Origin of the sequence: Eubacterium sp. ER2, assembly GCF_000765215.1 — a bacterium.
Lineage (GTDB): Bacteria > Bacillota > Clostridia > Lachnospirales > Lachnospiraceae > Claveliimonas > Claveliimonas intestinigallinarum.
This window is the reverse complement of the sequence record NZ_JPJE01000018.1, coordinates 1-26288: the sequence shown is the minus strand read 5'-3', so window position 1 is coordinate 26288 and position 26288 is coordinate 1. Positions and strand designations below refer to the sequence as shown.

The 26288-nt window shown below is 56.2% G+C and carries 26 protein-coding genes; 4 read left to right on the top strand and 22 right to left on the bottom strand.

Features of this window, described 5'->3' with window-relative positions; genetic code table 11:
* Positions 1–27: 27 nt before the first annotated feature.
* From NI21_RS0106185 to NI21_RS0106170, 4 genes are all read right to left on the bottom strand, one after another.
* Positions 28–807, bottom strand: a complete 780-nt coding sequence (locus NI21_RS0106185) for an ABC transporter ATP-binding protein (protein WP_033125367.1) — start codon at positions 805–807, stop codon at positions 28–30.
* On the bottom strand, positions 782–1681 hold the full coding sequence (locus NI21_RS0106180) for an ABC transporter permease (protein WP_033125366.1): 900 nt from the start codon (positions 1679–1681) through the stop codon (positions 782–784). The genes NI21_RS0106185 and NI21_RS0106180 overlap by 26 nt, the downstream gene beginning before the upstream one ends.
* Positions 1682–1737: 56 nt before the next feature.
* On the bottom strand, positions 1738–2772 hold the full coding sequence (locus NI21_RS0106175; RefSeq protein ID WP_033125575.1) for an ABC transporter substrate-binding protein: 1035 nt from the start codon (positions 2770–2772) through the stop codon (positions 1738–1740).
* Positions 2773–3255: 483 nt separating this feature from the next.
* Positions 3256–4653 carry a sodium:alanine symporter family protein gene (locus NI21_RS0106170; RefSeq protein ID WP_033125365.1) on the bottom strand — a complete coding sequence of 466 codons (1398 nt, stop codon included), beginning with the start codon at positions 4651–4653 and terminating at the stop codon, positions 3256–3258.
* Positions 4654–5056: 403 nt separating this feature from the next.
* Here NI21_RS0106170 and NI21_RS0106165 point away from each other — a divergent pair, with 403 nt between their 5' ends.
* The 4 genes from NI21_RS0106165 to NI21_RS0106150 are packed head-to-tail and all read left to right on the top strand — an operon-like array spanning position 5057 to position 9279.
* Positions 5057–6046 (top strand): ABC transporter ATP-binding protein, encoded by a 990-nt coding sequence (locus NI21_RS0106165; protein ID WP_033125364.1) that lies wholly within the window; start codon positions 5057–5059, stop codon positions 6044–6046.
* Positions 6030–6896 (top strand): ABC transporter permease, encoded by an 867-nt coding sequence (locus NI21_RS0106160; RefSeq protein ID WP_033125363.1) that lies wholly within the window; start codon positions 6030–6032, stop codon positions 6894–6896. Before NI21_RS0106165 ends, NI21_RS0106160 begins: the two co-directional genes overlap by 17 nt.
* Before the next feature lie 13 nt (positions 6897–6909).
* The gene (locus NI21_RS0106155; RefSeq protein WP_033125362.1) at positions 6910–8295 is read left to right on the top strand and encodes a GldG family protein; all 1386 of its coding nucleotides are present in this window, start codon (positions 6910–6912) and stop codon (positions 8293–8295) included.
* A gap of 15 nt (positions 8296–8310) precedes the next feature.
* On the top strand, positions 8311–9279 hold the full coding sequence (locus NI21_RS0106150) for a DUF4340 domain-containing protein (protein ID WP_033125361.1): 969 nt from the start codon (positions 8311–8313) through the stop codon (positions 9277–9279).
* Between the two features lie 128 nt (positions 9280–9407).
* On the opposite strand, the gene NI21_RS0106145 is transcribed toward NI21_RS0106150, so the two are convergent.
* The 18 genes from NI21_RS0106145 to NI21_RS0106060 form a co-directional block, all read right to left on the bottom strand.
* A complete protein-coding gene (locus NI21_RS0106145) occupies positions 9408–9752 on the bottom strand; it encodes a cupin domain-containing protein (RefSeq protein ID WP_033125360.1) in 345 nt (114 codons plus the stop codon).
* 49 nt (positions 9753–9801) lie between these two features.
* Complete coding sequence (locus NI21_RS0106140) at positions 9802–11757, bottom strand: ABC transporter permease (RefSeq protein WP_033125359.1); 1956 nt, start codon at positions 11755–11757, stop codon at positions 9802–9804.
* Positions 11754–12518 carry an ABC transporter ATP-binding protein gene (locus tag NI21_RS0106135; protein WP_033125358.1) on the bottom strand — a complete coding sequence of 255 codons (765 nt, stop codon included), beginning with the start codon at positions 12516–12518 and terminating at the stop codon, positions 11754–11756. Before NI21_RS0106135 ends, NI21_RS0106140 begins: the two co-directional genes overlap by 4 nt.
* A 128-nt stretch (positions 12519–12646) precedes the next feature.
* Positions 12647–13600 carry a CPBP family intramembrane glutamic endopeptidase gene (locus NI21_RS0106130; protein ID WP_052083983.1) on the bottom strand — a complete coding sequence of 318 codons (954 nt, stop codon included), beginning with the start codon at positions 13598–13600 and terminating at the stop codon, positions 12647–12649.
* Between the two features lie 128 nt (positions 13601–13728).
* The gene (locus NI21_RS0106125; RefSeq protein ID WP_033125357.1) at positions 13729–15051 is read right to left on the bottom strand and encodes a replication-associated recombination protein A; all 1323 of its coding nucleotides are present in this window, start codon (positions 15049–15051) and stop codon (positions 13729–13731) included.
* 23 nt (positions 15052–15074) lie between these two features.
* Complete coding sequence (locus NI21_RS0106120; protein WP_033125573.1) at positions 15075–15818, bottom strand: ThiF family adenylyltransferase; 744 nt, start codon at positions 15816–15818, stop codon at positions 15075–15077.
* 123 nt (positions 15819–15941) lie between these two features.
* Positions 15942–16727 carry a polysaccharide deacetylase family protein gene (locus NI21_RS0106115; protein ID WP_081958005.1) on the bottom strand — a complete coding sequence of 262 codons (786 nt, stop codon included), beginning with the start codon at positions 16725–16727 and terminating at the stop codon, positions 15942–15944.
* Positions 16728–16800: 73 nt separating this feature from the next.
* Positions 16801–18150 carry a sensor histidine kinase gene (locus tag NI21_RS0106110; RefSeq protein ID WP_033125356.1) on the bottom strand — a complete coding sequence of 450 codons (1350 nt, stop codon included), beginning with the start codon at positions 18148–18150 and terminating at the stop codon, positions 16801–16803.
* 4 nt (positions 18151–18154) lie between these two features.
* Entirely contained in the window at positions 18155–18862 is a 708-nt protein-coding gene (locus tag NI21_RS0106105) for a LytTR family DNA-binding domain-containing protein (protein ID WP_033125355.1), read from the bottom strand.
* Positions 18843–19736, bottom strand: a complete 894-nt coding sequence (locus NI21_RS0106100; protein WP_081957996.1) for an MBL fold metallo-hydrolase — start codon at positions 19734–19736, stop codon at positions 18843–18845. Before NI21_RS0106100 ends, NI21_RS0106105 begins: the two co-directional genes overlap by 20 nt.
* 51 nt (positions 19737–19787) lie before the next feature.
* Positions 19788–20621: an HAD family hydrolase gene (locus NI21_RS0106095; RefSeq protein WP_033125354.1), complete on the bottom strand. Its 834-nt coding sequence runs from the start codon at positions 20619–20621 to the stop codon at positions 19788–19790.
* Positions 20622–20625: 4 nt separating this feature from the next.
* Complete coding sequence (locus tag NI21_RS0106090; RefSeq protein ID WP_033125353.1) at positions 20626–21216, bottom strand: GNAT family N-acetyltransferase; 591 nt, start codon at positions 21214–21216, stop codon at positions 20626–20628.
* Positions 21217–21219: 3 nt separating this feature from the next.
* Positions 21220–21747 (bottom strand): helix-turn-helix domain-containing protein, encoded by a 528-nt coding sequence (locus NI21_RS0106085; RefSeq protein WP_052083982.1) that lies wholly within the window; start codon positions 21745–21747, stop codon positions 21220–21222.
* A 63-nt stretch (positions 21748–21810) separates the two neighbouring features.
* The gene (locus NI21_RS16070; RefSeq protein WP_052083981.1) at positions 21811–22509 is read right to left on the bottom strand and encodes a hypothetical protein; all 699 of its coding nucleotides are present in this window, start codon (positions 22507–22509) and stop codon (positions 21811–21813) included.
* Positions 22510–22874: 365 nt separating this feature from the next.
* Positions 22875–23537: a GPP34 family phosphoprotein gene (locus tag NI21_RS0106075; protein ID WP_033125352.1), complete on the bottom strand. Its 663-nt coding sequence runs from the start codon at positions 23535–23537 to the stop codon at positions 22875–22877.
* Between the two features lie 56 nt (positions 23538–23593).
* Positions 23594–24178 carry a helix-turn-helix transcriptional regulator gene (locus NI21_RS0106070; protein ID WP_033125351.1) on the bottom strand — a complete coding sequence of 195 codons (585 nt, stop codon included), beginning with the start codon at positions 24176–24178 and terminating at the stop codon, positions 23594–23596.
* Positions 24179–24350: 172 nt separating this feature from the next.
* Positions 24351–25754, bottom strand: coding sequence for an MDR family MFS transporter (locus tag NI21_RS0106065; protein ID WP_033125350.1), 1404 nt, complete (start codon positions 25752–25754; stop codon positions 24351–24353).
* Positions 25744–26208, bottom strand: coding sequence for a MarR family winged helix-turn-helix transcriptional regulator (locus tag NI21_RS0106060; RefSeq protein WP_052083980.1), 465 nt, complete (start codon positions 26206–26208; stop codon positions 25744–25746). Before NI21_RS0106060 ends, NI21_RS0106065 begins: the two co-directional genes overlap by 11 nt.
* Positions 26209–26288 lie beyond the last annotated feature (80 nt).

The window sequence follows — 26288 nt, the reverse complement described above, 5'->3', positions numbered from 1 at the left end:
TTTTGTATACTTATATGAGACTCTTTTTCAGTTTCCACACTCAATACTGATCTCATTGAAGAGCTTCAAAATCTCATCCACGGAGACCTTCTCCTTCTCCTTCTCCTCCCTCTTTTTGTCCAGGACAATCCCTCCCTGGTGCATCATGAGGAGCCGGTCCCCGTACTCTATGGCGTACCGCAGATTGTGGGTGACCATGATGGTAGTCAGCTTTTTCTCCTTCACGATCCTGTCGGTCAGCTCCATGATCAGCTCCGCCGTCTTCGGATCCAGAGCCGCCGTGTGCTCATCCAGGATCAGGAATTCAATGGGCGTCATGGTGGACATGAGAAGAGCCATGGCCTGGCGCTGCCCTCCCGAGAGGGATCCCACCTTGATATCCAGCTTATCCTCAAGACCGAGGCCCAGCTGGGCGAGAAGCTCTCTGTAATAGGAAATCCGCCCCCTGTTGGTCCCCCTTCCGAAGCCGTAGACCTTGCCCTTGTTGTCCGCCAGGGACATATTTTCCAGAATGGTCATGGAGGGACAGGTACCCATGGCCGGGTTCTGGTAGACCCGCCCGATCCGGCGGTTCCGGCGGAATTCCTTCTCCTTCGTGATATCTGTTCCGTTGATGTAGATCCGCCCCGCCTCCACCGGGATGCTGCCGCAGATAATGTTCAGCATGGAGGTCTTCCCGGAGCCGTTGCTGCCCACCACAGAGACGAACTCCCCGTCCTCCACGGTCAGATCAAAATTCTGAAACAGGCACATCTCATTGACAGTGCCGGGGTTATAGTATTTATGAATTCCTTTGAGTTCCAGCATCTGTCTTCACCTTCTTTCTTCTCTCCATGCTGATGATCAAAATGACGAGGAACAGCACCGCCGTGATCAGCTTCATAGCCTGGGGCTGGAAATTGCGGATGGCCACAGCCACACAGGCCTTGTAGATCACGGAGCCGATGAGCACCGTCGTGGTGGCCTGCATGATGGTGATCCTCCTGAAAAGGCTTGTGCCGATGATCACGCTGGCAAGTCCGATGACGATGGCGCCGGTTCCCATGGATATTTCAAACACTCTCTCCTCCTGACAGAACGCGCTGCCCGCCAGGGACACAAGGCCGTTGGCGATGGCCAGGCCCACGATCTTCACATTCCCCTGATCCTTGGCAAGGGAGGTGACCAGCACCGGATTGTCCCCCACTGCCCGCAGAAGGTAGCCGGATTTTGTCTTCAGGTACAGATCCAGCAGCACCTTGGCGATGACTGTCAGAATGAAAATGATAATAAGAGTCGTATAGCTCCTGAGGGCCTCCGGTACGATCCTGTCAAGCCACTCATTTTTAAAGATGCTCTCCTGGGAAAAGAGGGGCACGTTGGCCGTGCCCGCTATATAGAGGTTGATAGTCCACAGGGCAGTCATCATGATGATACCTGACAGCAGGTCTCTCACCTTCCCCTTCACGTGGATCAAGCCCGTGCAGATCCCGGCCAGAGCCCCCGCGGCAAAGGATGCCAGCAGGCTCAGGTAGGGATTGACGCCGTTTGTGATGAGGAGGGCCGTCACCGCCCCACCCAGGGGAAAGCTGCCGTCCACCGTCAGATCCGGGAAATCCAGGATTTTGTATGTGATGTATACGCCCAGGGCCAGGATCCCGTAGATCAGCCCCTGCTCCAGTATTGTTACGATAAAGTCCATGAAAACTGCCTCACCTTCTGATTTACATTTTCTTCAGCTCAAAGCTGCCGGACGGATCACTCGGCAGATGAGTCTGAGATCTCGTCAAAGCTCTCCACCGCGCTCTGCGTCAGCTCATCCGGCACTGTGATGCCGAGATTTTCCGCCACCTTCATGTTTACATAGAAACCGGGCTCTGAGATGGTCTCATAAGGCATCTCGGGGGCCTGCGCCTCTCCCTTGAGGATCTTCGCGGCCATCTCGCCGGTCTGCTCCCCTAACGCCACATAGTCAAGTCCCTCCGCTGCCAGGCATCCGATCCGCACCTGCTCGATCTCGCTTCCGAATACCGGGATGCCCTTCTCATTTGCCTTCTCCAGGATCGTCGGAAGGGAAGCCACCACCGTATTGTCCGTCAGGTTGGTGATACAGTCCACCTTGCTGATCAGATCGTCAGCTGCCAGGGAGATGTCCGCCGTTGTGCTGATGCCGCTCTCCACGATCTCAAAACCGTAGTCGCCCGCCAGCTCTTTGTAGGTCTCAAGGGCAGAGATGGAGTTGGCCTCGCTGGTGGTGTACATGATGCCCACTTTCTCAGCGTCCGGAAGGATCTGGCGGATCATCTCCAGCTGCTCCTTGATGGGAAGCTCGTCAGAGGTCCCGGTCACATTGCCCACCGGATTGCCGTCCTCGTCCGCCAGCTCTGCCGCCACCGGATCGGTCACCGCCGTATAGACCACCGGGATGTCTGTATCCATAGCCGCGTTGTAGGCGCTCTGGGCAGTAGGTGTGGCGATGGCGCAGATCAGATCCACCTTGTCAGACACGAAGGCGTCTGAGATCTGGCTGGCCGTTCCCATGTCGGCCGCCGCGTTCTGGTACTCCACTGTCAGATTTTCTCCCTCGACAATGCCCTCGTTCTCCAATCCCTGGAGGAAGCCCTCCCTGCAGTTGTCCAGGGAGCCGTGCTCCGCGAACTGGGAAATACCGATGGTGTAGCTGTCCTCCCCTGACCCTGAGGAGTCGGAGGAGCCTGAGGAGCCTGAGCACCCTGCTGCCATCGCTGTTGTCATTGCCGCTGTCAATAATACTGCCATCACTTTTCTTTTCATCATTGTTCTGTTCTCCTTTACTCTTGTTCTTTTTTGCTGCTGTACAGGAGAGAAAATCCGTGGAGCGGGTATCCCGCTGTAAAAGTCTTTACTGCGCCGGTCTGTCCGGTGTAATAAAAAACCGTCCCAAACCCAAAGGCTTGAGACGGTAATAAAATCTACTTTATTATCGCGGTACCACTCAAATTGACAAATGTCCACTTTCTCATGTACTAACATACACTCCTGATTGATAACGGGTTCGGTTCCCGACAAGCCATACTCGCCATTTCCGGTTTTCAAGCCGCCCTCGAAAGTCCATTCAACTATCCGCTCCGTATGGCAATTCCACCGCCTGCCACTCTCTTTGACATCGCTGTGATAATCTACTCCTCTTTCTCATCGGTTTATGGATTATTTATTTCATGCTCATTACTTTACTCTGACAAAGCAGATTTGTCAAGAGATTTTTTTAATTTTATGAAAATATGCCGCTGTTCCGCATCAGTCGTCAATAACCGGCACCGGCTCGTCGGACCAGGCGTCCAGATCGTTTATGTACTTCTTCGTCTCCTTTGCGATCACATTGGACAGAAGGAGAACTGCGATCAGGTTGGGCACGGCCATCAGCGCGTTCAGGATGTCGGCAAGAGCCCACACAACGTCCAGAGCCACGATAGGCGCGATGGCTGCCACTACCACGTAGAGAATACGGTAGCCGATCAGCACCTTCCTGCCTGCGAAGTACTCAACCGCGCGCTCACCGTAGTAAGCCCAGCCAAGAACTGTGGAGTAGGCGAAGCAGATGATGCCCAGGGTCAGGATCACAGGTCCCAGGTAGGGGATCTGCTGGAAGGCCAGTGTTGTCAGAACGCCGCCGTCAGAGATCTCATCCGCATTGATGCTTGGGTTTTTCATAACAGTCGTCACGATCACGAGACCGGACATGAGACATACGACAACTGTATCCCAGAATGTACCTGTGGAGGATACAAGCGCCTGGCGCACCGGGTTTCTCGTCTGAGCCGCCGCTGCCGCGATCGGTGCGGAGCCCATACCGGACTCATTGGAGAAAAGACCTCTCGCAATACCAAATCTCATAGCTGCCATGATACCGGTTCCCACAAGTCCGCCTGCCGCCGCGCCGGGTGTGAAGGCCAGGGTGCAGATGGTCTTGATAGCCGGAATGATGAAATCATGGTTGATGCCAAGGATGATGAGACATCCAAGCACATAGAAGATGGCCATGAAGGGCACCAGCTTCTCACACACGTTGGCGATGGACTTGATGCCGCCGAAGATAACGATGGCTGTCAGCACTGCGATCACGATACCCACGATCCAGCCGGGAACTCCCACGTTCTCCTCCACAATGTTGGCAATGGCGTTCACCTGTGTGGCGCAGCCGATACCAAAGGAGGCAAAGCCTGCGAAAACGGCGAATATCATTCCCAGGATCTTGCCCAGGGGCTGCCATTTCAGTCCTCTGGAGAGGGCGTACATGGCGCCGCCCTGCATACGGCCGTCCTTTGTCTTCACGCGGTATTTCACAGCGATCAGTGACTCGGAGTACTTTGTGGCAATTCCGAACACGCCGGAGAGCCAGCACCAGAGCACGGCTCCGGGGCCTCCCAGGGCGATAGCCGTTCCCACACCTACGATATTACCGGTTCCGATAGTCGCCGCCAGGGCGGTGGTCAGAGCGCCAAAGCTGGACACCTCCCCTTCCGCGTCCGGATCCTTGGTGACTGAAAGCTTGATACCCTTGCTGATAGATTTCCACTGGATAAATCCTGTGCGGAATGTGAGGAAAATGTGTGTTCCAAAGAGCAGGATGATCAGCCACCAGCCCCAGATCACGTCGTCGATCGCATAGATTGCATTACTGATTGTTTCTAACATAAAATGCCCCCTTTTCCTTTCTTCTCTGTGATTTTCCTTTAGTAAACAGTAGCATAACAATACACAAAGAACCTTGCTCCTCTTCATGTTCGTTTATAACAGTCTATCAGAATTTTCTGATAATTGCAAGACCTGTTATAAATATAACACATAAATCAAAACACTTATAGGAGTAATATATATTCTTCTGGTCATATACATCCTGTTTAACTAAAAAAGGGCATGGGCAAAGACTTTTTTAGACATCTTTGCCCAAACCCTTTTATGCATGGGTGAATTATACGCCGGAAAGCAGAGCTCTGTCAAGAGACAAGCCCAAACAATTTTCAGACTTTGGTCACATTTCCTACACATTCTCACTCTAAAATGGGGAAGAAAATCGTAATCTAAAGGAGGTATCGCTTTGATCGAAGTCAGAAATCTGGTGAAGTACTACGGCTCGCATATGGCTGTAGACCATCTGAATTTCACCATCCAGAAAGGACAGATCTACGGATTTCTGGGGCCAAACGGCGCCGGAAAATCCACCACTATGAACATTATGACGGGCTATCTGGGGGCCACGGAGGGGCAGGTGCTCATCAACGGACATGATATCCTCACAGAGCCCTACAAGGCAAAGCGGGATATCGGCTATCTGCCGGAGCAGCCGCCTCTCTACGTGGATATGACCGTTCTGGAGTACCTGAAATTTGTAGCTACCCTGAAGCTTATCGACAAAAGCATAAAAAGCGCCCAGCTGGACCAGGTCATCAGTCTGGTCCGCCTTGGTCCTGTCAAAAACAGACTCATCAAAAACCTCTCCAAGGGCTACCGGCAGAGAGTGGGACTGGCAGGCGCTCTCATCGGCTTTCCGGAGATCATCATCCTGGATGAGCCCACCGTTGGCCTGGATCCCCAGCAGATCATCGAGATCCGCCAGCTTATCCGGAATCTGTCCAAGGAGCACACGGTCATCTTGAGCTCCCATATCCTGTCCGAGGTGCGGGAGGTCTGCGACCACATCATGATCATCTACCAGGGAAAGCTGGTGGCCAGCGACACGCCGGAAAATCTGGAGCAGAAGATGCAGGGAAACGAGACCATAGAGCTCCTCGTCAAGGGAAGTCCGGAGGAGACAGAGGCTGTCATCCGCTCTCTTCCCTCCCTCCTCTCCTCAGAGGTGGAACAGTCTGAGGAGGCGGGCTGCACAAAGGCTCTTCTCACAGTGAAGGGCCGCGCCGATATCCGGGAGGATATTTTCTGGGCGTTCAGCCGGAATAAGCTTCCCCTGCTGCGCCTGGCCAACACACGGACCACACTGGAGGACATTTTCCTGGAGCTCACCTCTGAGAGTAAAGAACATATGACAGATGAGGGAAAGGAGGCTCTGAAAGATGAGAGCAATTTATAAAAGAGAGCTGGACTCCTATTTCCACTCTATGATCGGTTACGTGTTTATCGCCTTTTTCCTGGCCTTTACGGGAGTGTATTTTATGGCCTACAACCTGAATTACGGGTATCCCATTTTTTCCTACGTGCTCAGCTCCCTGGTGTTTATCCTGCTGATCGCCATCCCGGTGCTCACCATGAAGAGCTTCTCCGAGGACAGAAAGAGCAGGACCGATCAGCTGCTTCTGACGGCTCCGGTCTCACTGGGACAGATTGTCATGGGAAAATATCTGGCCATGGTGACAGTCTACCTCATCCCGAACCTGGTATTCTGTCTCTATCCCCTTGTGATCAAGCTGCAGGGAAACGCCTATCTGCTGACAGACTACTGCGGCATACTGGTGTTCTTCCTGATGGGGTGCGTCTACATATCCATCGGCATGTTCCTCTCTTCTCTCACTGAGAGCCAGATCATCGCCGCCATCTCATCCTTCGGCGTGCTCCTGATCCTCTACCTGTGGGACGGGATTTTGGGCTTTCTGCCCTCCTCTGCCCTGCTGAACCTTGTTATCCTGCTGGTGCTCCTCACCCTTGTCAGCGTTCTTGTCTGGCATATAACGGGGAACCCTGTCATGGCCGGCATCCTGGAGGTCGTTTTCCTTGCCGCCGGCATCATCGTCTACGCGGTAAATTCCAGCGTGTACGAGAGCCTGCTGTCAGACGTGCTGGGGCGGCTGGACCTGACGGCTCCTCTGACGGACGTGGTGTCCAGCAGCCTGCTGGATACGGGCAGTATCATCTTATACCTTTCTGTCATCGGACTGTTCATCTTCCTGACTATGCAGTCTATACAGAAAAGGCGCTGGAGTTAGGAGGGACATAGGCATGACAGATAAGATCAGAAATTCATTTAAAAGCATCGCATCAAAGCAGGGAAGCTACAGCGTTGGCCTGACAGCCCTTGTCATCGCCATCGTGGTGGTCATCAACCTCATTGTGGGACAGCTTCCCAGCCAGATCCAGCAGATCGACATCAGCACAAACAACATATACGAGATTACAGACACGAGCCGGGAGCTGCTGGACGGCCTGGACAAGGACGTCACCTTTACTGTGCTGGCCGACAAGAGCAGCACAGACGAGCGCATCAGGAATTTTATCGACAGATACAGCGCCCTCTCCAGCCACATCACTGTGGAGTGGATCGATCCGGTGCTGCACCCCGCGGCCCTCTCCACCTATGAGGCGGACTCAGACACCATCGTGGTCTCCTGTGCTGACACAGGCCGCAGCACCACCGTGGCCTTCACCGACATCATCACCTACGATCAGATGTCCTACTACACCACCGGAAGCGCCACAGAGTCGGAGTTTGACGGGGAGGGACAGCTCTCCAGCGCCGTCAACTACGTGACAACAGACGTGACGAAGAAGGTGTACTACACCTCCGGCCACGGGGAGAGCTCCCTGTCCTCCTCCATCACGGACCTGATGAGCAAGTCCTCCCTCACCCTGACCGAGCTGAACCTGATGATGGCCTCCTCCATCCCGGAGGACTGCGACCTTCTCCTCATGGACGCGCCGGTCAATGACCTGTCAGAGGATGAGATCACCATGCTCAGCGACTATATGGAGGGCGGCGGCCATCTCTTTGTCATCCTGGGCAGCGATGTCAGCGAGACGCCCGCCCTGGCCTCCTTCCTGGAGACCTACGGGCTCACCTCAGCCGGCGGCTACATTGCGGACACCCAGAGGAGCTACCAGGGGAACTACTACTACATCTTCCCGGAGCTCTCCGTGTGCGGCGACATGGCAAATGAGCTCCAGTCAAAGATGGTTCTTCTCATCAACGCCAATGGGCTGGTAGAGGGGACTCCGGCGCGGGATACCATCACCCTGACCCCCTTCATGACCACCTCCTCCAGCGGCTACGCGGTGACAGAGGATGGCCAGTCCACCCAGGGAACCTACGTGCTGGGAGCCACAGCCACGGAGAACGACAGCCGGCTCACGGTCATCAGCTCAGAGTCCATGATCGACGAGACCATCACGAGCCAGTTTACGAACATCGAGAACCTGACTCTGTTCATGAACGCGGTGACTGCAAACTTTGACGACATTGAGAACCTGTCCATTGAGCCCAAGAGCCTGCAGATCGAGTACAACACCATGCAGTACACAGGGCTCATCGGCCTGGCGGCCATCATCGGCATCCCCGTCATCTTCCTGCTGTACGGCCTGCGCCAGTGGATGAAACGTCGGAAAGCGTAAGGAGGGATATTGGATATGGATATAAAAAAACACCGCACACTGTTTTTGCTTGGAGGTATTTTCATCGTGCTTGTCCTGATCTACCTGGCTCTCTCCTCCCACCAGCGGGGCGCAGACGAATCGGACGCCGGGGAGGGCTCCCAGATCCAGGTCTGCGACCTGGGGGATCTGTCCTCCTTCCAGTTCACGGACCAGTCCACCGGCACAGGCATGAGCTTTGTGAAGGAGGACGGCACCTGGTACGTGGCTGATGACCGGGATATTCCTCTGGCCCAGACCTACATCGACGCCATGGAAAACACCTACGCGTCTCTGACTGCCACCAGACAGATCGACGACCCGGACTCCCTGTCTGACTACGGCCTTGAGAGCCCGTCCTACACAGTCCAGGCCACAGATACAGAAGGGAACACCACCACCTTTTCCATCGGGGACGCGGCAAAGGAGGACTACTATCTGACTGTGGACGGCGCCCAGTCGCCTGTGTACACAGTCAGCAGCTCGGCTGTATCCGTCCTCCAGTACGACATGGACACTCTGGTGAAAAAGGACACCATGCCCTCCATCGGAAGCGGCAACCTTCTGACAGCGGAGATCACGGAGAACGGGCAGACCACCACCTACTCCTCTGACGACGAGGAGCAGAGCGACACCATCTCCACTATCGCCGGCGGATACGGGGCCATGGCCCTCACCGACCTGGCCAGCTATCACGCCACCGCGGAGGAGCTGACTTCCTTCGGTCTGGACGAGGCGTCCCGGACCACGGTGAAGCTGACCTACCAGGAGTCCTCCGGCAGCTCCGACTCTGACTCTGGCGACGACTCCGGGGACAGCGACAGCCTGACCTACACCCTCTACCTGGGCAGCGACTCGGGAGACGGCACCAGGTACGTGCAGGTACAGGACTCTGACCTGGTGTACCTGGTGAGCAGCGATGTGCTGAACAACCTGCTTGGCACAGGGAACAGCACAGAGGAGTAATTTCTCACCCGCCGCGGGCTGAAGCCACAAATTCCAACATTTTGCATTTGCAAAGAGCGGGCCGTATCCGGGAGCTTTTCCCGGGCGCGGCCCGCTCTTTTTTGCTGTCTTTTGTTCCTGCCTGTTTTCTATTTTTTCAGGATGAGGGCCACAAAGACCAGGTCCTCTGTCCCTGTGTTCTTCACCCCATGGCCGTCCCCGTCCTTGCAGAAGGTCACGTCTCCCGCCTCGATGGGAACCGCCTTGCCGTTGTCATCGTACATGCCGCTGCCGCTGATCACGTAGTAGGTCTCTGTCTCCCCGTGGTGCTCGTGGTGGCCCAGCTCACAGCCCGGCTTTATGGTCACGCGGCTGAACATCTTGCAGTGCTCTCCCAGCTCCTCCCCTGTGATGAGAGCCTCCTTCATGATAAATCCCGCGCCGCCGTTGACGTGCTCTACTTTGACAGTCTCTCTCTCTGATGCTTTTGTCATAGTGACATTCCTCCTTTGATCTGATCTGCCACTATTTTATCACACTGTCTCACTCATTGACAATCTTATAATATTCTCTGGCCGTGACGGCAAAGACAGCCACATAGAAGAGGGCGAACACCAGCACCGTGGCCGCCGTGCAGGCCAGGAACAGGGGCGTGTTGACAAGGCCCAGCATGGCCAACAGCTTGTCGATGACATTGAAGGCCACCGCAATGTGAACCACAGCCATCACAAGGGGCAGGAAGAACACCATCAGCACCTGGCTGCGTATGGAACGCCTGACCTCCCGTTTTCCCATGCCCACCTTCTGCATGATCTGGTACCGCTCCCTGTCGTCGTAGCCCTCGGAAATCTGCTTGTAGTAGATGATGAGCACTGTGGCCACCAGGAACATGATGCCCAGGTAGAGACCGATGAAGAAGAGGCTTCCGTACAGGGCAAAGAAATTTTCCCGGCTCAGCTCCCTGTTCTCGCACACCGCCCCGGGCACCTCCTGTCCGATCCGGTCCGCAATGCTCTGCACCGCCGCCAGGCAGTCATCCTGGCTTCCGCCCATGTCAAAGTAGGTGGAGTACTGGAGAGCGCCGTTCACCACGCCCATGTCCAGTATGGACTGTTCATCCGGCATGATCAGATACCAGCCGGTGACCACCCGGGCCACGCTCTTGTCCTCCAGCCGGAAATCCTTCAGCTCCTTCACCACCTTCAGCTCTTTCCCGTTGACTGTGATGGTGTCCCGGCCGTAGCTGCCCTCGTCGGTGACGAAGAGGATGACCTCGTCCGGGGCGAGCTCCGTGGGGTCTCCCTGGACCTTCTGGTAGTCCTCCAGAGGGATAAAATACATCTCCTGTATATCCTCCACCGTGTAGTCCACAGTCTGGCTGTTGGTAAAGGCTGTGTCGCTCTGCCGGAGCACGGCGGTGGCGCCGTACCTGTAGGACATGCCGTCCTCCTTCTCCACATGGCGGGCAGAGAGCTCCTCCTCCACGATCCGGTCTATGGACGAAATGGTCGCCGGATCGGAGGCGTCCGCCGTGGTGATGCAGTAATCGTAGGGGAACCGCTGGTCCAGTATGTCCTCCATCCCCGCGTAAAGGCTCACCGTGCTGGAGATGAGCACCAGCACGATGGTGCTCAGGATGCAGATATTGGCAAGCCCCGCCGCGTTCTGCTTCATCCGGTAGATCATGCCCGACACCGCTGTGAAATGATTTGCCTTGTAGTAGAAATTTTTCTTTTTCCTGAGCGCCTTCAGGACAGCGATGCTGCCCGCGATGAAGAGACAGTAGGTGCCTATGATAACAAGGACGACTGCCACGATAAAGGTGTCGATGGCGTCAATGGGCCGCTCCGTAGTGATCGCCAGATAGTATCCCACTCCCATTGCCAGCACGCCGACAAGAGCAAGGAGCCACTTGGTCCTGGGCTCCCTCTCCCCCACATTGCCGCCCCGCAGGAGTTCCACCGGATTGGCCAGCTTTACCTGAAAAAGGTTGTAGAGCCATGTCAGGAAAAAGATAAAGGTAAAGAGGACCGCCGTGTAGAGGATGGAGGGCAGGGAGATATGGAAGCGTATGCCCACATCATACTGCAGGATGCGCAGGAGGAGAAGATGCATCAGCTTCCCGAAGACCATGCCTCCCAGTATCCCCAGCACCAGGCTGACAGCCCATATGATCAGCGTCTCTACGGTAAGCATCCTGCCGATGTGTCCCTTCCCCATGCCCAGGATATTGTAGACCGCGATCTCCTTCTTCCTCCTCCTGATGAGAAAGCTGTTTGTGTAGAAGAGGAAAATGAGGGAGAACAGGGCCATCACCGGTATGGTGAGGGTGAGGACCGTCGTCACATTCCTGTTGCCGATGCTGTCGTTCCTGGCCAGAGTATCCATCATGTAGTACATCATGACCGTGAGCACGGCCGTCAGCATGAAGGGAACATAGGTCTTCCCGTTGTTCTTTATATTGGTAACCGCCAGCTTTGCGTAGATCCTGCTGCTCACCTCTTCTCACCTCCCGTAGCCAGAACGGTCAGTGTGTCCGAAATCTTCTGGTAGAGCTGCTCGTTTGTCAGGCTGCCTCTGTAGAGCTGGTGGAACACCTCCCCATCCTTGATGAACAGGACCCGCCCCGCCGTGCTGGCCGCTTTCACACTGTGGGTCACCATGAGGATAGTCTGGCCGTCCCTGTTGATCTGCATGAACATTCCCAGCAGCTCGTCTGCAGACCGGGAATCCAGGGCGCCGGTGGGCTCATCTGCCAGGATAAGCTGGGGCTTTGTGATGAGTGCTCTTGCCACCGCGGCCCTCTGCTTCTGTCCTCCCGACACCTCGTAGGGAAATTTGCCAAGGATTTCCCGGATACCCAGCTTTTGCGCTATGGGCTGGAGGCGGCGGTCCATCTCCTCATACTTCTTTCCCGACAGGACCAGGGGCAGGAAAATGTTGTCCCTCAGGGAAAAGGTATCCAGCAGATTGAAGTCCTGAAAGACAAAACCCAGGTTCTGCCTGCGGAAGGCCGCCATCTCCTTTTCCTTCACCTTTCCGATATCATTTCCCTTCAGATAGACTCTCCCGGCGGTCGGCTGGTCCAGCGCCGCCAGGATGTTGAGGAGGGTGGTCTTGCCTGAGCCGGACTCACCCATGATCGCCACATACTCGCCGGGTTCAACAGAGAAGCTCACATTTCGCAGCGCCTCCACCTGGCTGCCGCCAAACCGGGTCGTATATATTTTCTTTACATTTTTCACTTCCAGTAATGCCATGAAAATAACCTGCCTTTCTCTTCGTATGTTCTGTAGACATTATACCGAAGGAAAGGCAGGCTATCCATTTTTTCATATTACATTTCCGGGTCTGTACCTTACATTTTTGTCACACAGCGGCTGTCTCCCTAAAGCCGGCTCACTCCCTCCAGAGCCACCACTGTCTCCATGATGAGGAAGAGGAGCATCCAGAAAGTGGTGAAAGCCCACAGCCAGTACCTCCTGGGCGGGCGGTTCCGCCGCCACCAGGAGACGATCTTCTCTCTCTCCTTCACAAGGATGACGCAGGCCGCCAGGAAGAAAAATCCCGGCACGCCGTACTCCAGCACCGCCCCGGCCGTCTTCGGGAGAGCCCCCGCCAGCCGCCCCAGGAGGTCGCTGAACACCAGATTGTTGAGAACATGGATCAGGATGGACCACCCTATGGAGTACTCCACCGCCACATATCCGAAGACTAGCCCCGCTCCCACCGCGAAGGTGCCCTGCAGGAAATTCCCGTGCATGGCGCCAAAGAGGACAGCGGACAGGACGATTGCAAACCCTTTGCCCCCTCCCAGCAGCCTTCTCAATACAAATCCCCTGAATACAAGCTCCTCCGCCACAGGCCCTATCAGGGAGGCGTAGAGGAACATGGGCAGGTCGCCGCTCACTGCCGATGCACTCTCAGCCGCGTTCTTAAGAGTCAGTCCAAAGGGATTGAGGACCAGTTCTGCCAGGAGAGCTGCCACAGTAAAGATTGTCTGGCAGGCCATAAAAACGCAAAATATCCGGATAAAATTTCCGGCCTCCATCTTTCGGCTGCTCCGGAATGCCTCCCTCACAAGACCTGTCCTGCGGCTGGCTATGGCCAGGAAGAGAAGTCCTCCGCACACGCCCGCGATGCTCAGTATCCCCAGGAAAGAGCCCATGTTCTGCCCAAAGGCCCCCACCGCCCGGTCTGCCGCCTGCTCTGACCCGGCTCCGGCCATGATGGCGATGGTCCTGATAGCGACAGCTCCGAACATGACGGCTACCATGATCAGATTGTAGAAAAAAATATAGCCCGCTGTGCGGTTTGTCATTTTCCGTACCTGTTTTTTCATCTCTCTTTGTTACCTCCTTGTACCCCTACTATAGCCCCCAGACAAAAAGAGCACACATCCTCTGTTGCGAATGGTGCTCTTTTTGTTGTGAAAGGTGTAAAGGAGCTGCGGGCCCGTCAGTCCCTCTGTCAGTCCTTCTGTCCTTTTATCTTTCTCATATGCTCCTTGATCTGCCTCTCATATCCCATGTCCCCGGGCTCATAGAACCGGGTGCCCTGTATCTCGTCAGGCAGGTACTGCTGCTCCACATAATGGTCCGGGTAATCGTGGGCGTACTTGTAGCCTGTGCCGCGGCCCAGGTCCTTCGCCCCCCTGTAGTGGGCGTCCTGAAGATGCGCAGGCACGGTGGTCTTGCAGCGCCCCACATTCTCCATGGCGGCAAAAATGGCGTTCACCGCCGAGTTGCTCTTGGGGGCCGTGGCCACGTAGAGCGCTGCCTGGGACAGGATGATCTGGGCCTCCGGCATCCCCACCCGCTCCACCGCCTGGGCGGCGGAGACCGCCACGGTGAGAGCCATAGGGTCCGCGTTTCCCACATCCTCCGAAGCGCATATCATGATCCTGCGGGCGATAAACTTGATATCCTCCCCCGCGTAGAGCATTTTGGCCAGATAGTACACGGCCGCATCCGGGTCCGACCCTCTCATGCTCTTGATAAAGGCGGAGATGGTGTCGTAGTGATTGTCCCCGGTCTTGTCGTAGCGGACCACCCGCTTCTGGATGCACTCGGAGGCCACCTCCAGAGTCAGGTGGATCTTTCCGTCAGCGGACCGCTCTGTGGTCAGCACGCCCAGCTCCACCGCGTTCAGGGCGTTCCTTGCGTCCCCGCCCGCCACGTCCGCCAGGAATTCCAGAGCGTCCTCATCGATCACCGCGTCATAGCTGCCCATCCCCTTCTCTTTGTCGTAGACCGCCCGGTTGATGAGGGTCTTCACATCCTCCTTGCTCAGGGGATAGAGTTCAAAGATGCTGGACCTGGAGATGAGAGCCCCGTTTACCTCGAAATAGGGGTTCTCCGTGGTGGCCCCGATGAGGGTGATGGTTCCGTCCTCCACAAAAGGAAGGAGATAGTCCTGCTGCCCCTTGTTGAACCTGTGTATCTCATCCACAAAGAGGATGGTCCGGCGGCCGTACATTCCGCGGCGCTCCTTCGCCTGGCGGACCACCTCCTCCATGTCTTTCTTTCCCGCCACTGTGGCGTTGATCTGGGTGAACTCCGCCTTCGTGGTGTGGGCGATGACCTTGGCAAGGGTAGTCTTCCCGGTTCCCGGCGGGCCGTAGAAAATGAGGGAGCCCAGCTTGTCCGCCTTGATGGCCCGGTAGAGGAGCTTGTCCTTCCCGATGATGTGCTGCTGGCCCACCACCTCCTCCAGCGTCTCCGGCCGCAGCCTGGAGGCCAGGGGAGACTCCCTGTCCATATTCTGTTCTCTTGCGTACTCAAATAGATCCATATCTGTTCTGCCACCTTTCCAGCCTAAAGTCCTGCTATATCCCGCACCACTTCCCCCGCGATGAGAAGGCCTGCCACAGGGGGCGTAAAGGAGATGCTTCCCGGCAGGCTCCTCCTTTGTCCCTTGTCCTCCCCCGTGTCCCGTCCTGATACGTCCACAGGCTTTTCTTTGGAGTAGAGCACCTTCACATGCTCGATCCCCCGCTTTTTCAGCTCTCTTCGCATCACCTTGCAGAGGGGGCACACGGAGGTCCGGCTTATATCTTCAATCTCAAAGAGCTCCGGGTGGAGCTTGTTTCCTGTCCCCATGCAGCTGATGACGGGGATCCGCTCCCTGTCCGCCCTCTCGATCACCGCCAGCTTTGCCGTCACCGTGTCAATGGCGTCCACGATGTAGTCCGGCCTCTCCGCAAAAAGCGGGTCTGTATTGTCCGCCAGGACAAAGGTCTCAAAGGTCTGTACCTCCGTCTCAGGGCAGATATCCTGTATCCGCTCCCGCATCACCTCCGTCTTGTACCGGCCCACCGTGCTGTGGCAGGCGATGGACTGGCGGTTGATGTTGGTCATGGACACCCTGTCATTGTCCACCAGGATGAGGCGCCCCACCCCGGCCCTTGCCAGAGCCTCGATGCAGTGGGAGCCCACGCCTCCCACCCCCAGCACCATGACCGAGGAGCTTCGTATTTTCTGCAGCTTCTCCTCCCCTATGAGGAGCGCTGTCCTTGCAAATTCATCTGCTGTATATTCCTGTTCTCTGAATTCTGTCATCCTCTTTGCCTTTTCTTTCTGCTTTTTTCCCTGCTTTTCAGCGCTGCCTTCACTGAAACGCCGATTTTCATATCGCCGCGCATTCCTGCGGTCCATGCCTCACGCCCTGCAGCGGCGCGCCCCTCAGGGCAGCACCAGCTCATCTGCCGTCACGAACGCAAATCCTTCGTCCCGGAGGATATCCACGATGCGCAGCGCCGCCTCCACGGAAGACTCGTAGCAGTCGTGCAGTAAAATGATATCACCATCCTCCGCCTCCGTCACTACCTTTTCTACGATCTGGTCCGTATTTTCCGTGGTCCAGTCCAGCGGATCCACCGTCCACAGGACCGGCAGTACCTGCAGCTCCTCCTCCAGCCTCTCGTCCCAGACGCCAAAGGGCGGGCGCACATAGTCTGTGTGCTTTCCCGTGATAAGGTAGATGACTTTGTCTGTATCCCCTATTTCCCGGCGCAGATGCTCCTCATCCTCCAGATCCAGCTGGACGTGGTGATAGGTGTGGTTCCCGATGAGATGTCCCTCCCGGTCCATCCGCTCCACGATTTCCGGGTACTGCACCGCGTACATGCCAATAAGGAAAAAGGTGGCCCGCACATTCCGCTCCTTCAGTCCGTCCAGCAGCTTTGGCGTCCAGTCGGGGCTGGGGCCGTCGTCAAAGGTGAGCGCCACCTGCCGGGACTTTTCGTCCTCCTGCGCCTCAGCCTTGCTGCCCGCATCGGTCTCCGCCGTCCTGCCTCCTGCACCGGTCTCCACTGTCCCGCCGCCTGTGCCGGTCTCCCGGACCGGCGCCTCTGTCTTCGCTGTCATTTTGCCGGCCCCGGCCTGCTCTCTGAAGGAGCCGGCCAGGACCGGCAGGAGCAGGGCGCAGGCATACAGAAGGAACACGGCCCTCTTCCCTGGAAGCTTCATCTTTCCTCTCCCCCTGGGGCTTTTCTTCATATATATGAGAGAGGCACCCGGGACATTCGGAGGCAGCAACCTTTTACGCCCTGTTTTCCGCCGGAAGGAAGAGGAGGATTTCCAGGCGGTAGATCCGCTCCCCCTGCCCGCCATCCGGCGGCTCCAGGATTTCCCGCCGGAGAGTGCCCTGGTATTTCCTTGCCGCCCACTCCATATTGAGAAGGCCGAAGCCGTGCTCCTCCCCGTCTTCTTTTTCCGTATGCCCCAGGGGTATGTCCGCCCTGGCATTTCCTGCCGGATTTTCAAACACAAGGCTGAGCATCTGCCCCTGCTGCCGGATGCGGACCCGGACCCACCCGCCGTGAGGCTGGGCCTCCAGGGCATTGTCCAGTGCATTGGCAAAGAGGGCGCAGATGTCCGCGGCGTCTACCGGCAAGGGGGACGGCAGCCGGCCGTCCAGCCGTATCTCTATGCCTCTTTGGACTGCCAGCATATTTTTTTCATTCAGGATGGCATCCCCGATATCGTTTCCGCAGTGGAGGGAGGTGTCCGCCATCTCCAGGCGCCCCTCCAGCTCCCCGATATAGCCGGAGAGACCGCTGTAGTTCCCCCTGTCGGCCAGCTCCCGGATGCACAGCAGGTGATTGCGGATATCGTGGCGGAACATGCGGAGCCTTGTGTCACTCTCCCTGCGCGCCTGGAAATGCTTCAGCTCCGCCCTCAGGTAGGACCGGTTCAGGTCTGCCATGTACTGGTAGTAGGACCGCCTGTTTCCCTGCTGTACGAGTGCGGTCACAGACACCTCCAGGAGCACGGCCGCCACGCTGGCAAGGAGGGTAAAGCCCCTGGCCGCCTCCTCTGAGACTGGCAGCTCCTCTCCCCCCGCGATCATCACTCCAATGGCCAGGAGAAAAAGGCCTGTGCCGTGGAGGAGGTTCCGCTCCCACCTTCCCAGCCTTCTGTGGGCTGCCTCCGCCCGAAAGCGGCGCCGGGCTTCTCTGCTCTTCCAGAGAGCCAGAAGCAGGAGCCCCCAGATGAGAAGATCTAAAAGCAGCTCCGAATTTCCCATATCGCTCACCCTGACCCCGGTCAGCACGTAGGGGATACCGAAGAGGAGGGAAGCCGGCGCGATGAGAAATCCCGTCACCGGGAGAAAGAGGAAAAATCCCCTGAGCCTGTGCCTGTCCCTCACCGCCGATGTGTAGCCCCCGAAGACAGCGAGGGGCCAGAAGACCGCCAGGTCCCCGTCTGTCCCCACTGTCAGGAAGAGCGCTGTCTGGCCGAAAAGGAAAATGCCCCAGAAGAGAGCCCATTTTCTCCTGGTGTTAAAGACCGGCTCCAGATAAATATAGCGGGAAATCAGGATGAGAACTATGAGGATCTCCGCCGCTCCCGCCAGGCTGTATAAGATTTTTCCTGTTTCTGCTGCCATCTTCCTACTCCTTTTCAGATATATACCGGGAGAGAGCCTGGACAAAAGCAGCCCGCTTCCCCCGGCTCACCGGCAGCCGGGTCCCATCTGACAGGGTCACCTCCCGCCCGTCAAAGGCGGACACATGCCGCAGTCCCACCAGGTAGCTCCTGTGGATCTGGAAAAAATCCAGGGGCGGCAGTCCTTCCGCCTGTTCCTTAAGCTTCTTCCGGAGCAGGCAGTGTCTCCCGCCTGTCATGTACAGGGTGAGATACACGTTCTCACTTCGGAAATACAGGATTTCTACAAGAGGGATAAAAAGCTCTCTCCCGTCCGCCTTCACCTGTATCCTCCTGTTCCGCCTTTCCCTCTCCTCCACAGCCCGCAGCGCCCCAAAGAGGGACGATTCCTCCACTGGCTTGGCAAGAAAACGGAAGGCCTCCACCTCGTACCCTTTCATGGCGTACTCTGTGTGGCTGGTGAGGAGGATGACAGGGATGGCGTCATTTACGTCTCTCACCGCCCGGGCCGCCTCCAGCCCGTCCATCCCCGGCATCTCGATATCCAGGAAGACCAGGGACCAGCAGAAGGGCTCTCTCTCCACAGCCCGCACAAGGGCCTCCCCGGAGGAAAAGGCGTCGATCCGCAGGTCCAGGCTGCGGTAGTATCTCTCCAGCTTCTCCCGGAGCATCTCCAGGAAAAGAGGCTCGTCGTCACATACTGATATCCGCATCTTTTTCCTCCTCCATATCCTGAAGCAATTCTCCGGTATCCGGAAGCGCTTTCCCCGTATCCAGGACCACTTCCCCGCTGTGGATGGCCCGCAGCTGCTCCCCCATGATATCCTTCATCACGTCAAAGGCCCTCTGTCCCGTGCAGTGGCCTGTGAAGCAGAGAATACCCGTCTCCTTAAGAAGCCGGGCCGTCTCCCTGATATGTTCCAGATCCGCCTCCTCATACCTGTCCTTCTTCATGTGGAAACCGCTGACCAGCACATCCGGCCACTCTCCAAAAATCTCCCGGTATCTGTCCAGTATGTTCAGCACCCCGCTGTGGGCGCAGCCCGAGAGCAGCACGTGAAAATCTCCCTCACTTACCACAAGGCACTGTTCGTGGCAAAAATCGTCCTGGACATACACCGCCCCGGCCTTCCGCTTCAGCGCCCGGTTGCCCTCCGGCCACATCCTGCGTCCCTCTATGCCGGAAAAGAGGAACAGCTCCCCGTCGATCCGGTGGTCTCCCTGGAGGAACACGCACTGGGGCAGCCCCAGGATGCAGGGCTCCAGCCCGATGTACTTTTCACCCTCCGGCTTCAGGTGGTAAAAGCTCCCTCCCGCGCTTTGCTGCATATAAATCCTTGTCCCCGGATATTTCTTTGCGAAAGCGGGTATCCCGCCGCCGTGGTCATAGTGGCCGTGACTTAAGATCACCGCGTCCACCCCTCCCAGGTCAATTCCCAGAAGGTCGGCATTTGCAAGAAATCCATCACTTGCCCCTGTGTCCATGAGCACCTTATGTCTCTCCGTCTCTATGTAAAAGCTCAGTCCGTGCTCACAGCGGCAGCCGGGCTGGCCTTCTGTGTTCTCTATCAGGTTTACGATCCTCATCTGTCCTCTTCCTTTTATATATCTGTTTTCCTGTCCTTGTCCGGGCTTGACTCAGCGGGGAAGACACAGCCGTATCCCCTTCGCCGCTCCGCCGCGTCCGTTGGATGGAAGGATGATATCCGCCTTCTCCCTCAGCTCCGGCACGGCGTTCCCCATGGCCATCTTAAGGCCTGCCGCCCGGAACATGGGCAGGTCGTTCTCCCCGTCGCCTATGCAGGCCGTCTCTTCTTTCTTTATCCCCAGCCTTTCCGCCAGGGCGGCCAGAGCCATCCCCTTGGACGTCTTCTCGGAGAACACCTCCACGTATATGGACGTGCTGGCCCAGGTCAGACCCCGGGTCCTCTTAAGCAGCTTTTCAAGCCGTTCCCGCACGCCGGGACGCAGAAAATAAAACTGGATCTCCTCCACCCCGTACCTGGATCTTGCAATGGTCCTCTCCAAGCTCTTTACACGGTACACGCCCCTGGCGTCCTTCCCGTATATCAGCCTGCCCAGAAGGACAAGAAGCCGCCCCTGTATCAGGTATTCATGGTGGAGGTGGGCCGTGATGCCGGCTCCTGTCCTCCGGCAGTCCCGGAGAAGTCCCAGGGCCGTCTCCTTTGGGATCATAGACCGGAACAGGTCCTTTCCGGTCCGGCAGTCTGTCACTACGGCCCCGTTGGAGCTGATGACATACCGGTAAATGTCTCTCTCCCCCGCCAGCCGGTGAGGTAGGCAGTGAAGGTTCCTGCCTGTCGTGGGCACCACAGTGATACCCGCCCGGGCCGCTTCCCGCAAGGCTTCCACTGTCTCCCGGGACATGCGGCTCCTTCCATCCAGGCAGGTGCCGTCCATGTCCACAGCCAGGAGTTTGATCCTGTGTCTTTTCTCTTGTGTCTTATCCATCTTATCACTCTCCTTGCCGTATGGATGAAAAAGGCTTTACCTCAGGCTGCTCTTCCCGATGCTCTCCTATATTTTTTGCCATCCACACCATGTGGTACCACCTGTGGAATTTGTAACCGCAGCTCGGGAATCGCCCCACAGTCCGAAATCCCATGCGCTGATGGAACAGGATACTGTCCCCGTTCAGGTACGGGTCTTCCCCCTCCGGGCAGGCGATGCAGGCGTAGAGATCCGTAATGCCCTGCATCCGCAGGATTTCCTCCAGGGCCTCGTACAGCTTCCTCCCAAGCCCCTGTCTCCTTCTGTCCCTCCGCAGATAAATGGACGTCTCCGCCGCCCAGTCGTAGGCCCGCCTCTCGTGAAAGGGAGAGGCGTAGGCATAGCCCAGGATTTCTCCTTCTGACTCTGCAAGCAGGTACGGATACCGCTCCCTTATGCGGCGGATGCGCTCTTCGAACTCCTCCACAGAGGGCACCTCATACTCAAAACTGACAGCTGTGTGCTCCACATAGGGCGCGTAGATATCCAGCAGCGCCTCCGCGTCCTCCTCACAGGCAGTGCGAAGGCGGATAGGTTCCGTGTGTTCTATTGACATGCTCTATTTCCTCCATCTGTAAATAAGCAGGGAAGCAAGGATCAGCACAGCCCCCGCCGCCGAGACAGCAACCGGCAGCATTGGCTCCACCCTCCAGGCCACAAAGACTGCCGGGGGCCCGTCCGCCCCTGCAATGATCTTCAGGGCGCTCTGCTGGGAAGTCCACCAGAGGATACCCCAAATGAGCATGGCAGCGCCGATCAGCATCACGATGGCCAGCAGGATAACGCGCCGGACTGCCTGGCGTCTCTGCACGGCCGCCAGCCTGACTGTCTCCGCCACTGTCTGTTCTGTCTCCTCTCCCGTCATTTTGTCCGGGAAGGTCTTCTCTCCTCTCAGAATGTCCAGGACTGTGACCCCAAGCTGCCCGGCCAGCGGCTCAAGAAGCGTGATGTCCGGGTAGCCCACGCCCCGCTCCCAGCGGCTGACAGCCTTGTCCGTCACCTGGAGCTTTGCTGCCAGCTCCGCCTGGGTCATATTTTTCCCCTTCCGCATTTCCGCGATAAAGCTTCCTGTCCTTTTTACGTCCATTTCATCCCCTCCTTCTAAAGAGAGTATATTCTAAGAGAATGGCTTTGTCAGCCTGTGTATGATCTATTTTCCGGATACACAGCCCGACGGTTCGTTTACCTGCTTTTCCCCGGTCCCTCTCCTCCCTCTCTCTGCGAGGGCAGCATAGATTTCGTCCACATCATAGTCCGGGGCAAACCGGCGGGCTGTCTCGCAGATGAGGCTTACCTTCTCCTCCGGCTCTCCCAGTTCCCCGAAATCTTCTATGATAGCAGAAATGGGCTTATCCTTTTTTAGTTTCGCACAGATCCAGGAGATAAGCTTTGTCTCCTCTCCCTGCTCCTTCGACTCCTGCAGCTCGTCTGCAAACAGCTCTCTCAATGCCTCGCACATTTCCTTCTCCTCCTTCATCCTGTCCCAGTTGGCTCGCACGATCAGATCCATGGCCGCCTGGTACCACTTTGAATGTCTGTGCCGCTCATATCTCTCCATCAGGTCCTGCAGCTCGCGGCCCTCCTTCAGGTTCCCCCTCAGGTGCTGCAGCCAGTAATTGTCTCTCTCCGACAGCTCCCTTGTCACCAGGAGCTGCATCGCAAGGGCGTCTCCCTCAAGATAGTAAATCCCGTCACCCTGCCTGCTGACCTTCATCCCTCTTGCCTTCTTCAGATGCCCCAGCAGCTTCCTGGGGTAGCGCATGCACACGAATGTCAGGGTGATCTCCTCCGGGTCCACCTCCATCACCCGGTCCGTGTCCGACTGATACAGGCAGGCGTAGGCGTACACCTTGTAGAAATCATTGATGCTCAGATAGTCCTCCGGGGATTTGTACTCAATGATATTGTAGCTCTTGAATATCCTTCCGATATTCTTCTCCAGCCGGATGCCAGGACAGTCTTCTCTTCTCCTGCTCCATCCCTCTCCTCCTTGTCAGTATAATACAGTTTCTTCCCCACGCGCAACTTTTACATAAATTTTTCATCATTTCCGGGTGATCCGGCAGATATGCCCGATACGTCAGATATGAATGGGAACCGCTTTTTGAATGATGCGGTTCAAGAAATGTCTTCTCAAAAAAGAAGGTACTCCAAGTTTACATCAGCTTATATCTTCTGTCAACCAGGAGTACCCTTTGATCTATTATTTATTTCCTACACGATAATTCCCACCATGAGGCAGGCGAGCAGCATGTCATCCACAGAGCTCATGTACCTGATCATCCTCCCCATTTCGAGGCTTTGAGGGTCCTTCTTCTGCTCCTTTAATCTGGCTTTCAGGTCCTTTCTCTCGAATTTGGAGAAATACTGGTCCAGGTTCTTCGAGCTCTTCAAGATCCACAGGAGGGCTCCGTCCTCAGGGGACATATCACCGCCGTCCCTGGCCGCCTCCCGCAGCCTCTCTGCCAGCGCGGTCCTGGCGCTCTTCTGCGGGATGTACACCGTCCTATTGCCCAGCATGCCGCCCTTTTCTTCCCTTACGGACTGATCCCCCAAAAGGGACGCCCCTGTGTCTGCTATGAACTGCCCCATCCTGCTGATATCATAGGTAAGAAAATCGCTTATCATTTTCAGAGCAGTGCGGGGCTTCTTCTTCAGATACTCGTACAGGACTGTCAGATGCTCAAGGCTGTCCGGCAGCTCCCGCTCCACCTTGATGGTCTTCCCGTCCATGCTCACCACCTCATTCATGAGGAGGTCCATAAATCCTGCAGCCACAAGAGCGGCGTTGCCCTCCTCCCTGTGCATGGCCGGCATGCAGCCAATGTCTGTCACCGCCAGAATGTAGTACTCCTGTGCAATTCCTCTTCTTTCCATCTCATTTTCCTCCGAAATATTTCTTGCTGACCAATCAATCAAATATATCTTCGGAGTCATACACCCAGGAGCCATATGAAAAACAGGCTGACAGCCAGGGCAAGGACACCTGTCCCAACCGCCAGAAGGATCTTCTGGTAGATACGCTTCCCCTCTTCCTTCGCCTTCTCGATCTCGTCCAGGGTGGTCCCCTCCACAAAAGCTACGATTTCCTTGTAGCTCTGGATATCGTACCGGGCCTTTCTCTTTTCCACCTGGGCCGCCGCATAGATGCCCGCCAGCAGGATGACGATCCATATTCCCATTCCCACATAGGACAGAAAGTGGACAAGAGGAATAGGGGTGACGCCGATGAGAAGGAGGAGGAAACCAAAAATGTTTCCAAGGCGATTAAATTCTTTCCTCTCATCGTCGCTCATGTTCATCCTCTGCTTCATCGTCTCCACGTCTCCTTTGACTAATTGATCCAGAGAGATTTCAAATGTGTCGCAGAGGAGCATCAGACTGTTTATATCCGGATAGCTCTTGTCATTCTCCCAGTTTGAGATGGTCTGCCTCGAGACATAGACCTTCTCCGCCAGGGCATCCTGTGACAGGGACCGTTCCTTCCGGTATTTTTTAATCTGATTTCCAAGCTCCATTTTTTCTCCCTGCGCTTTCACTATAGTCAAAAAGAGAGGATCTGTCTGTCAAAAGTCTTTGACATGCCCTGTTTTACGGGGATTTCCCGCTGTCAAAGCCCTTTTGCGGCCGACAGTTCCTTCATTTGCTCTCCCATTATAGCAAACCTGGTATCCTGTGAAAAGCGATATCTTATCTTTTCTCCCTGACAGCAAAGAACGCGATCAGCAGAAGCACTGCCGCTCCCACTGCCATCCAGAAAAAGGACATGTTCATGCCGTGCATCATGGCGTTGTCCCCGTAGCTTTCCGCTGAGGACGCCGCCACCATGGTCATGATCCCCACAAAGACCGCCGAGCCGATAGAGCCCGCGATGGTCCGAAGGGAGGTGAGAAGGGAGGAGGCGTCCGCCATCTTTGTGGGGTGCACGTTGCTGGTCCCCCAGGTGAGGAGGGGCATCATCAGGCTTCCGATGGAAATGTTGCGGATCACATTCAGCGCTGCAGCGATCCACAGAGGCGTTTCCATAGAAAGGAAAAACATGCCCATGTTGCTGATGACAAGAGCGGCGGCCCCTGCCACAAAAATCTTCTTTATCCCAATCTCATCGTACAGCTTCCCGGCAAAGGGGCTGACAAGGGCCGTGGCCAGGGAGCCGGGAAGGGTCACAAGACCGGACACCACCGCCGAGTAGCCCATGACGCTCTGGACATAGAGGGGCATCATAACGGAGGAGCCCATCATCACAAGGTAGAGGACCATGCTGGAGATGACGCTTACTGCGTAATTCCGGTTGACCAGTATCTTCACATCCAGGAAAGGCTTCTCCAGCCTGCACTGGCGGGTCACAAAGAAGACGCAGACCACGGCTCCGAGAAGAAGCGGAACCCCTACCTCTATGCTGAGAATGCCAAAGGTGCTCAGGTTCCCGATACCCAGGGTCACGCCGCCAAAGGCCACGATGCTCTCCACAAAGGAGACCACGTCAAATTTCTTGTCCTGCAGCTCCAGGACATCCTCAAACACGATACAGGATATGATAAAGGACAGTATCATGATGACCAGCGACACGTAGAAGATGGACTTCCACCCAAAGGCATCGATCATAAGCCCCGCGATGGTGGGCGCCACGACAGGAGCGGCCGTGGTGGCCAGCCCGTATGTCCCCATCATGGTCCCCCGCTTCTTTATGGGATAAATGGTCATGATGACCACCTGGGCGGCTGTCATCAGCACGCCGTTGCCGCAGGCCTGCAGGACACGCCCCACCATCATCAGGGCAAAATCCCCCGCAAATATGCTGACCAGAAGTCCTGCGATAAATGCGCCTATTCCCGTCAGATACAGCCTTTTTGTCGGGAAACGGGTGATGAGGAAGGCAGTCAGGGGCATGATCATACCCATGACCAGGGAGTAGCTGCTGGTGATCCACTGGCCCACCGATGTGCTGATCCCGAAATACTCCACCACGCCCGGCAGAGCGGTTGTCATTGCCGTGGAGAGGACAGAGGAGGAAATGCCTGATACCACCAGGCACAGAAAGATCATTGCCCTCTGTCCATCCTTTATTTCTCGTTTTTTATGTTCATTTTCCATGATGTACCTCCATTCTATGCCATACCTTCTGATTGATGTTGTCGGACATGTGCCGCAGCGCCTGCTCTACAGCCTCCAGCTCCTCCGGGGCCATCCCCTGGCTGACAGTCTCGTAGAAATCCTGATGGATCTGACGGATCCTTCTGGCCGCCGGGACCGCCTTGTCGGTGAGATACAGATGCTTCACCCGGCGGTCCTGCTCATCGCCGCTGACTCTTATATATCCAACCTCCGTCAGCTTCTTGATGATCTTGGTCAGGGTCGCCTTGTCCACCCGGAACCGCTCTGCCATCTCCTGGGACGTGGCCCCGGGATGCTCCCGGAGATATTCCACATAGAACTGCTGGCCCCAGCCTATCTCATACCCGGACAGCCCCCGGTCATAGTACATCTTCATCAGCCTGTCGAAGATGGACACCCAGCGGCCTATTTCCGGGAAATCTCTCTCTTTCATAGGAAAGCCTCCTTGTCTTGCTTGTTCTGCTCCGATGAAGGACTATATCACATTTTAGTAGCGTACGCAACTATTTTTTT

Bases quoted from the DNA above. Each gene is read 5' to 3' on its own strand.
- NI21_RS0106185 (WP_033125367.1), bottom strand. From the start codon at position 807: ATGCTGGAACTCAAAGGAATTCATAAATACTATAACCCCGGCACTGTC.
- NI21_RS0106180 (WP_033125366.1), bottom strand. From the start codon at position 1,681: ATGGACTTTATCGTAACAATACTGGAGCAGGGGCTGATCTACGGGATC.
- NI21_RS0106175 (WP_033125575.1), bottom strand. From the start codon at position 2,772: ATGAAAAGAAAAGTGATGGCAGTATTATTGACAGCGGCAATGACAACA.
- NI21_RS0106170 (WP_033125365.1), bottom strand. From the start codon at position 4,653: ATGTTAGAAACAATCAGTAATGCAATCTATGCGATCGACGACGTGATC.
- NI21_RS0106160 (WP_033125363.1), top strand. From the start codon at position 6,030: ATGAGAGCAATTTATAAAAGAGAGCTGGACTCCTATTTCCACTCTATG.
- NI21_RS0106155 (WP_033125362.1), top strand. From the start codon at position 6,910: ATGACAGATAAGATCAGAAATTCATTTAAAAGCATCGCATCAAAGCAG.
- NI21_RS0106150 (WP_033125361.1), top strand. From the start codon at position 8,311: ATGGATATAAAAAAACACCGCACACTGTTTTTGCTTGGAGGTATTTTC.
- NI21_RS0106145 (WP_033125360.1), bottom strand. From the start codon at position 9,752: ATGACAAAAGCATCAGAGAGAGAGACTGTCAAAGTAGAGCACGTCAAC.
- NI21_RS0106135 (WP_033125358.1), bottom strand. From the start codon at position 12,518: ATGGCATTACTGGAAGTGAAAAATGTAAAGAAAATATATACGACCCGG.
- NI21_RS0106130 (WP_052083983.1), bottom strand. From the start codon at position 13,600: ATGAAAAAACAGGTACGGAAAATGACAAACCGCACAGCGGGCTATATT.
- NI21_RS0106125 (WP_033125357.1), bottom strand. From the start codon at position 15,051: ATGGATCTATTTGAGTACGCAAGAGAACAGAATATGGACAGGGAGTCT.
- NI21_RS0106120 (WP_033125573.1), bottom strand. From the start codon at position 15,818: ATGACAGAATTCAGAGAACAGGAATATACAGCAGATGAATTTGCAAGG.
- NI21_RS0106115 (WP_081958005.1), bottom strand. From the start codon at position 16,727: ATGAAGCTTCCAGGGAAGAGGGCCGTGTTCCTTCTGTATGCCTGCGCC.
- NI21_RS0106110 (WP_033125356.1), bottom strand. From the start codon at position 18,150: ATGGCAGCAGAAACAGGAAAAATCTTATACAGCCTGGCGGGAGCGGCG.
- NI21_RS0106105 (WP_033125355.1), bottom strand. From the start codon at position 18,862: ATGCGGATATCAGTATGTGACGACGAGCCTCTTTTCCTGGAGATGCTC.
- NI21_RS0106100 (WP_081957996.1), bottom strand. From the start codon at position 19,736: ATGAGGATCGTAAACCTGATAGAGAACACAGAAGGCCAGCCCGGCTGC.
- NI21_RS0106095 (WP_033125354.1), bottom strand. From the start codon at position 20,621: ATGGATAAGACACAAGAGAAAAGACACAGGATCAAACTCCTGGCTGTG.
- NI21_RS0106090 (WP_033125353.1), bottom strand. From the start codon at position 21,216: ATGTCAATAGAACACACGGAACCTATCCGCCTTCGCACTGCCTGTGAG.
- NI21_RS0106085 (WP_052083982.1), bottom strand. From the start codon at position 21,747: ATGGACGTAAAAAGGACAGGAAGCTTTATCGCGGAAATGCGGAAGGGG.
- NI21_RS0106075 (WP_033125352.1), bottom strand. From the start codon at position 23,537: ATGGAAAGAAGAGGAATTGCACAGGAGTACTACATTCTGGCGGTGACA.
- NI21_RS0106070 (WP_033125351.1), bottom strand. From the start codon at position 24,178: ATGGAGCTTGGAAATCAGATTAAAAAATACCGGAAGGAACGGTCCCTG.
- NI21_RS0106065 (WP_033125350.1), bottom strand. From the start codon at position 25,754: ATGGAAAATGAACATAAAAAACGAGAAATAAAGGATGGACAGAGGGCA.
- NI21_RS0106060 (WP_052083980.1), bottom strand. From the start codon at position 26,208: ATGAAAGAGAGAGATTTCCCGGAAATAGGCCGCTGGGTGTCCATCTTC.